Annotated in this window: 7 protein-coding genes; 1 reads left to right on the top strand and 6 read right to left on the bottom strand. The window is 71.9% G+C overall.

The features are described 5' to 3' along the window. Positions 1-187 precede the first annotated feature (187 nt). The 6 genes from rlmB to ACFU7Y_RS37490 all read right to left on the bottom strand — a co-directional run bounded on the left by rlmB (position 188) and on the right by ACFU7Y_RS37490 (position 5,461). Positions 188-1,177, bottom strand: a complete 990-nt coding sequence (gene rlmB / locus ACFU7Y_RS37515) for a 23S rRNA (guanosine(2251)-2'-O)-methyltransferase RlmB (RefSeq protein WP_380771036.1) — start codon at positions 1,175-1,177, stop codon at positions 188-190. A gap of 137 nt (positions 1,178-1,314) precedes the next feature. Continuing rightward, positions 1,315-2,709: a cysteine--tRNA ligase gene (gene cysS, locus ACFU7Y_RS37510; RefSeq protein WP_224284130.1), complete on the bottom strand. Its 1,395-nt coding sequence runs from the start codon at positions 2,707-2,709 to the stop codon at positions 1,315-1,317. Positions 2,710-2,804: 95 nt separating this feature from the next. Further along, a complete protein-coding gene (locus tag ACFU7Y_RS37505) occupies positions 2,805-3,200 on the bottom strand; it encodes a PPOX class F420-dependent oxidoreductase (protein WP_224284131.1) in 396 nt (131 codons plus the stop codon). Positions 3,201-3,420: 220 nt separating this feature from the next. Next, positions 3,421-3,921 (bottom strand): 2-C-methyl-D-erythritol 2,4-cyclodiphosphate synthase, encoded by a 501-nt coding sequence (gene ispF / locus ACFU7Y_RS37500; RefSeq protein ID WP_049657183.1) that lies wholly within the window; start codon positions 3,919-3,921, stop codon positions 3,421-3,423. Further along, entirely contained in the window at positions 3,911-4,636 is a 726-nt protein-coding gene (gene ispD / locus ACFU7Y_RS37495) for a 2-C-methyl-D-erythritol 4-phosphate cytidylyltransferase (protein ID WP_224284132.1), read from the bottom strand. Before ispD ends, ispF begins: the two co-directional genes overlap by 11 nt. Before the next feature lie 342 nt (positions 4,637-4,978). Further along, complete coding sequence (locus ACFU7Y_RS37490; protein ID WP_014136563.1) at positions 4,979-5,461, bottom strand: CarD family transcriptional regulator; 483 nt, start codon at positions 5,459-5,461, stop codon at positions 4,979-4,981. A gap of 427 nt (positions 5,462-5,888) precedes the next feature. Here ACFU7Y_RS37490 and ACFU7Y_RS37485 point away from each other — a divergent pair. Beyond that, positions 5,889-6,523, top strand: a 635-nt coding sequence (locus ACFU7Y_RS37485) for a DUF461 domain-containing protein (RefSeq protein ID WP_380771035.1), incomplete at its 3' end; no start/stop codon positions are given.

Below are 6,523 nucleotides of genomic sequence, written 5' to 3'. Positions count from 1 at the left end.
GGGTCGGGCCCGATCGCCTTTCACTCGGATTGCGGGGAATTCGGAAGATCGCCTGCGCCCCGAGCCCCGGCCGTGCTCAGCGCTCGGCCGCGCTCAGCGACGCCCGGCCGCTCTCCGTCCTCCGGCCGCACTCGGCGCTCAGCGCTCAGCACTCAGCGCTCGGCACTCGGCACTCGGCGCGAAGCGCTCAGCGCTTGGCACGCAGCCGCGCGGCCTCGTACAGCACGATGCCCGCCGCGACACCGGCGTTCAGCGACTCGGTCAGGCCGGACATCGGGATCCTGACCCGCATGTCGCAGGTCTCCGAGACCAGCCGGGACAGGCCCTTGCCCTCACTGCCCGCGACGATCACCACCGGGCCGGTCAGCAGCTCCAGGTCGCCGATCTCGGCCTCGCCGTCGGCGGCCAGGCCGACCACCATCAGACCGGCCTTCTGGTAGGCCTCCAGGGTGCGGGTCATGTTGGTGGCCCGGGCGACGGGCAGCCGGGCCGCGGCGCCGGAGGAAGTCTTCCAGGCGCCGGCGGTCATGCCGGCCGCGCGGCGCTCGGGGATGACCACGCCGTGCGCGCCGAAGGCGGCGGCCGAGCGGACCACGGCGCCCAGGTTGCGCGAGTCGGTGACCCCGTCCAGCGCGATGATCAGCGCGTCCTGGCCGGCGTCGGCGGCCTCCTCCAGCAGGTCCTCGGGGTGCGCGTACTCGTACGGCGGCACCTGCAGCACCAGACCCTGGTGGTTGAGCCCGCCGGTCATCTGGTCCAGCTGCGCGCGCGGGGCCTCCATCAGCGGGATGCCACGGTCGTTGGCCGCCTGGAAGGCCTCGCGGACCCGGTCGTCCGTGTCGATGAACTGCTGGACGTACAGCGCGTTGGCCGGCACGTCGCCGACCAGGGCCTCGACCACCGAGTTGCGGCCGAAGACCAGCTCGGCGCTGCCCGCGCCGCCGCGGCCACCGCGGCCGGCACCGGCCCGGCGCATGCCGGCCCGCGCCTTGGCGTCCCGCTCGCGCTTGAGCGCGGCGTTGGCGGCCCGCTGCTTGGGGTGTCCCTTGCGCGCCTCGCCGGGCGGGGTCGGACCCTTGCCCTGGAGGCCCTTCCGGCTGTGCCCGCCGGTACCGACAGACGCGCCCTTCTTCGATCCGGGGTTGCGGCGGTTCCTGCGCTGGCTGTTGCCGGCCATGGCTGTACTTCCTGTCTGTCCGGCATGCCCCGGCCGTCCCGGTCTGCCCGGTGGCGGCCGACGGCATGCGCTACGTCATGCGGGAGGGCCGCACCGGTCCGGTACGGCCCACCCATCACCCCGATCGTCGGATGGGGTTACTGGCTGTTGATCGTCCAGCGCGGGCCGGACGGGGTGTCCTCGATCGCCAGCCCGGCCAGGCCGAGCTGGTCGCGGATGGCATCCGCGGTGGCGAAGTCCTTGCGCTCGCGCGCCGCCTGCCGCTGGTCCAGGACCAGACGGACCAGCGAGTCGACCACGCCGTGGAGGTCCTCGCCGCGCTCCGTCCCGGCCCAGTGCGGGTCGAGCGGGTCGAGGCCCAGTACACCGAGCATCGCACGGACCTCGGCCAGTCGCGCCACCACGCTCTCCTTGTCGTCCGCGTTCAGGGCGCTGTTGCCCTGGCGGACGGCGGTGTGCACGACGGCCAGCGCCTGCGGCACGCCGAAGTCGTCGTCCATCGCCTCGGCGAAGGCCGGCGGCACCTCGGGCGCCGCGTCGACCGTGCCGCAGCGCTCGACGGCGCGCTGGATGAAGCCCTCGATCCGGCCGAAGCCGGCCTCGGCCTCGCGCAGCGACTCCTCGCTGTACTCGATCATCGAGCGGTAGTGCGGGGCCGCCAGGTAGTAGCGGAGCACGATCGGCCGCCACGCCCGGACCATCTCGGAGACCAGCACCGAGTTGCCCAGCGACTTGCTCATCTTCTCGCCGGCCATGGTGACCCAGGCGTTGTGCACCCAGAAGTTGGCGAAGTCGTCGCCGTAGGCCTTGGACTGGGCGATCTCGTTCTCGTGGTGCGGGAAGATCAGGTCCAGCCCACCGCCGTGGATGTCGAAGGCCGCGCCCAGGTACTTGTGGGCCATCGCCGAGCATTCCAGGTGCCAGCCCGGACGGCCGCGGCCCCACGGGGTCTCCCAGCTCGGCTCGCCCGGCTTGGCGGCCTTCCACATCGCGAAGTCCCGCTGGTCCCGCTTGCCGGTCTCGCCTTCGCCCTCGGGCTGGCGCAGGTCGGCCAGCTTCTGGTTGGAGAGCGCCAGGTAGTCGGGGTACGACCGCACGTCGAAGTAGACGTTGCCGTCGGCCGCGTAGGCGTGGCCCTTGGCGATGAGCCCCTGCATCATCTCGATCATCTCGGGGATGTGCCCGGTGGCCCGCGGTTCGGCAGTCGGCCGCAGGCAGCCGAGCGCGTCGTAGCCGTCGTTGAAGGCGCGCTCGTTCTCGTAGGCGATCTGCCACCACGGGGTGCCGAGCTCGCGCTCCTTGGCGATGATCTTGTCGTCGATGTCGGTGACGTTCCGGGCGAAGGTCACCTGGTAGCCGCGGTAGGCGAACCACCGCTGCATGAGGTCGAAGTTGAGGTACGACCGGATGTGCCCGATGTGTGGCGCCGACTGAACGGTAGCGCCGCACAGGTAGATCGAGACACAACCCGGTACAAGCGGGACGAAGTCGCGTACCTGGCGGGTGCTGGTGTCGTACAGACGAATGCTCACAGCGTCAAGCGTAGTGGGCGGTGGGGGGTGCCCCGCCACATTCCCCGGGACAACGGGGGCGTGATCCCGGGGAAACGGTGGACCGCGGGCGGTGCTCAGATGCTGCCGACCACCTTGCGCGGGGTGAGCCGGACGACCACCCGGACGTCGTCCGGGCCGTCCCAGGTGTAGTTGTCCACGCCGCGGTACTTGGCGGCCAGCTCGTCGATCAGCTCCCGGCCGCCCTCGGTGGTCAGCGAGACCTCACCGCGCGCTTCCAGGTACTCGTACGGGTTGTCCGGCGGGTTGACGAGGAGCGAAACCCGCGGGTCCCGCGCCAGGTTAAGGTGCTTGCGGCGACCCTGGACGGTGGAGAACAGGATGTCGCCACCGTCCCGCTTGACCCAGACCACCGAGGACTGGGGGCTGCCGTCGGGCTGGATCGTGGAGACCACGGCGAAGCTCTTGTCGTCGAGCAGGGCCTTGGCACGGTCGGAGAGCTCGGCCCTCATGCGCCCACCTCGCTGCGCTCGGCGGGGGCGCTCGCCCACTCGCACCTCTCGATGACGAGCTCGTTCCACTCGCTCATGGCGATTACCTCTTCTCGTCGGCGGTTCGGCCCGAGCGGAAGCCCCGGACGGGCCCGGACCGAAGACTAACGATCCGGGCCCCGGGAACACCCCGTGAACACCCGTCAGGTGCGGGTTCTTCCGGCCGCCCACCGCGAGCGGCTCAACGCCGTTCGTACACCAGGGCGGTGGCGATCGCGGCCAGGCCCTCGGCCCGGCCCGTCAGACCCAGGCCGTCGGTGGTGGTGCCGGAGACGGACACCGGGGCGCCGACGGCCTCGGAGAGCGCGGCCTGCGCCTCGGCGCGCCGCTTGCCGATCTTCGGCCGCACGCCGATCACCTGGACCGCGACGTTGCCGATCTCGAAGCCCGCTTCCCGGACCAGCCGGGCCGCCTCACCGAGCAGCTTCGCCCCGGACGCGCCGGCCCACTCCGGGCGGTCGGTGCCGAAGTGGGCGCCCAGGTCGCCGATCCCGGCGGCCGAGAACAGCGCGTCGCAGGCGGCGTGCGCGGCGACGTCGGCGTCCGAGTGCCCGGAGAGCCCGACCTCGGCGTCCGGCCAGTCCAGCCCGGCCACCCGGAGCGGGCGGCCGGCCTCGAAGGCGTGCACGTCGGTGCCGATCCCGACGCGGGGGATCACGGGAGTCTGCGGGTCAGTAGGCATCGGCGGCCCTCCGACGGGCGAGTACGGCCTCGGCGAGCACGAGGTCCAGCGGACGGGTGACCTTGAACGCCTCCTCGTGGCCGGGCACCACGACGACCCGGCCGCCGTAGCGCTCCACCAGGCCGGCGTCGTCGGTGACCGGCGGCGCGTCGGCGGTGCCCGCACTCTCCTCGGTCAGCGCCTTGGCGTGCACCTCGACCAGGGTGGCGCGGTCGAAGCCCTGCGGGGTCTGCACCGCGCGCAGGGTGGCGCGCTCGGGCGTGTCGAGCACCGGCTCGGGGCCGCCCGGGTTCGGCTCGACCCGCTTCACCGTGTCGGCCAGCGGCACCGCCGGCACCACCGCCTGCGCCCCGGCCCGGACGGCGGCCGCGACGGTGTCCACCACCTCGACCGGGACCAGCGGGCGGGCCGCGTCGTGCACCAGCACGACCCCGACCTCCTCCGGGATCGCGGCCAGGCCCAGCCGGACCGACTCCTGGCGGGTCGCCCCGCCGGCCACCACCCGGATGTCCTTGCCGTCCAGCCCGTGGCTGTCCAGCAGGGCCACCACCTCGGCCACCCCGTCGGCGGGCGCGGCGACCACGACCAGGCCGACTGCCCGGCTGCGGGCCAGGGCCCGGACGGCGTGCACCAGGAGCGGCACACCCCCCAGTTCCCGCAGGGCCTTCGGAGCCCCGGGCCCCAGCCGCTCACCGCGTCCGGCGGCGGGCACCACTGCTGCTGCAACTGCTCCTGACGCGTTCAGGTTTCACTCCTTCGGCGAAGTGGGTATGGCCATGGCGTGCCCGGCGGGCGCACCGGGCCCCTTCCGAAGAACCACGGTCCACCGCCCGCCGCACAGCTCCGCAAGTCCCGCGCAACAGCGGGTGCACGCACCAGCGGGTGCAGAAACGGTCTTGCAAGCCTGGACCGGCTAGGGCAGGGGCGTGGTCCGGACACGCCTCAGCGCCCGGAGTGCCACTGCACCACTCCCGGACGGTTCGTCCGAGGAGCGGCGCGCCGGCACCGGGCGCTGTGAGCGATGGGCGGCAGCCCGACCGCACTGCGGTGGCGCGCGCTACGAGGCGAGGACCTCGTCGAGCAGCGTTTCCGCCTTGTCCTCGTTAGTGTTCTCCGCCAGCGCGAGCTCGCTGACGAGGATCTGGCGCGCCTTCGCGAGCATCCGCTTCTCGCCGGCCGAGAGGCCGCGCTCGCGCTCGCGGCGCCAGAGGTCGCGGACGACCTCGGCGACCTTGATGACGTCACCCGAGGCGAGCTTCTCCAGGTTCGCCTTGTAGCGACGGGACCAGTTGGTCGGCTCTTCCGTGTACGGCGCCCGCAGCACCTCGAAGACCCGGTCCAGACCCTCCTGGCCGACTACATCGCGCACGCCGACGAACTCCGCGTTCTCGGCGGGCACGCGGAGCGTCAGGTCTCCCTGCTGCACCTTGAGCACCAGGTAGGTCTTGTCCACACCTTTGATCTGGCGAGTTTCGATGGCCTCGATCAGCGCGGCCCCGTGATGGGGGTAGACCACCGTGTCGCCAACCTTGAACGTCATGTGACAGGACCCCTTCCGTGGCTTTCCAGAATAACACGCTTCTCGGCGCACCCGAAGGGCGTTTTCGCAGGTCAGGGCCGGTCTCGGGGCTTGACAACCACCCCCATGACGTGCTGCGACCAGTGTTCGAGAGGGGCTTCCCGCAGGTCGGAGGCGGTTCCGGGGTTCGGCGAAACCCTTGCGCAACACCCCCGCAACCATGATTGGATCTTGAGCTTTCACCTCTTTCCGGGTCACGGCCGAATCGTTATTCGATCTTGGTCGAACCTTGTCCGTCGAGTGACCTGGACATGTCGGCCGTACCGCCGGACGGCCTCCGGCGGCCCTCGGGAGTGCGACACGGGGACCACCCCGTGAGGAGCACATAAGTGAGGTCGATAATCTGAGACCTGACCTACCGACACGTGACCTAGGAGAAGCCGCCGCCGTGAGCCGCAGCCTTCGACGCGGCAGCATCGCCGCCATCGCCGCCATCGCCATCGCCTCGCTGTCCTCCTGCGCCGCCGGCAACACGCCGGAAACCCTGCAGATCAAGCCCGACAACGCGGCGGCAACCATCGGGACGAACCTCCGACTGAACAACATCGTGGTCGTCACCGGGGAGGGCACCGCGGGTAACTACACCGGTCCCGCCAACGTGGTCGTGAACATCGCGAACACCGCGGACACCCCGGCCGAACTCAAGTCGGTCACCGTCGGCAACGGTGCAGCTGCCACCTTCACGGACGCCTCCGGCGCTCCGCTGTCCAGCATCGTCGTCCCGGCCGGTGGCTCGGTGGCGATCGGCGGTCAGGGCAACCCGTCCGCCACCGTCGCCTCCGCGACCGTCTCCGTCGGCGGCTTCGCCCCGACCGCCTTCACCTTCAAGGACGGCCAGAAGGTCGAGACCGAGGCCGCCGTGAGCCCGGACTCGGGCGCGCACGGCCGCGGCCTCTACAAGGGCTTCGGGCCGACCCCCTCGGCGACCGCCACCCCCGCCAAGACCACCACCCCCGGTGCCACCGCCCCGGCCACCCCGGGCGCGCCGACCACCGGTGCCGCCGTCCCGGCCGGTGCCACCAC

Origin of the sequence: Kitasatospora sp. NPDC057542 (genome assembly GCF_042801945.1) — a bacterium.
Lineage (GTDB): Bacteria > Actinomycetota > Actinomycetes > Streptomycetales > Streptomycetaceae > Kitasatospora.
The sequence above is the reverse complement of the archived record's forward strand: the minus strand, read 5'-3'. Positions and strand labels throughout refer to the sequence as shown.

What these genes read in the sequence shown, in the direction of transcription:
- ispF (WP_049657183.1), bottom strand. Translation starts at nt 3,921, where the DNA reads ATGCCTACTGACCCGCAGACTCCCGTGATCCCCCGCGTCGGGATCGGC.
- ACFU7Y_RS37490 (WP_014136563.1), bottom strand. Translation starts at nt 5,461, where the DNA reads ATGACGTTCAAGGTTGGCGACACGGTGGTCTACCCCCATCACGGGGCC.
- ACFU7Y_RS37505 (WP_224284131.1), bottom strand. Translation starts at nt 3,200, where the DNA reads ATGAGGGCCGAGCTCTCCGACCGTGCCAAGGCCCTGCTCGACGACAAG.
- rlmB (WP_380771036.1), bottom strand. Translation starts at nt 1,177, where the DNA reads ATGGCCGGCAACAGCCAGCGCAGGAACCGCCGCAACCCCGGATCGAAG.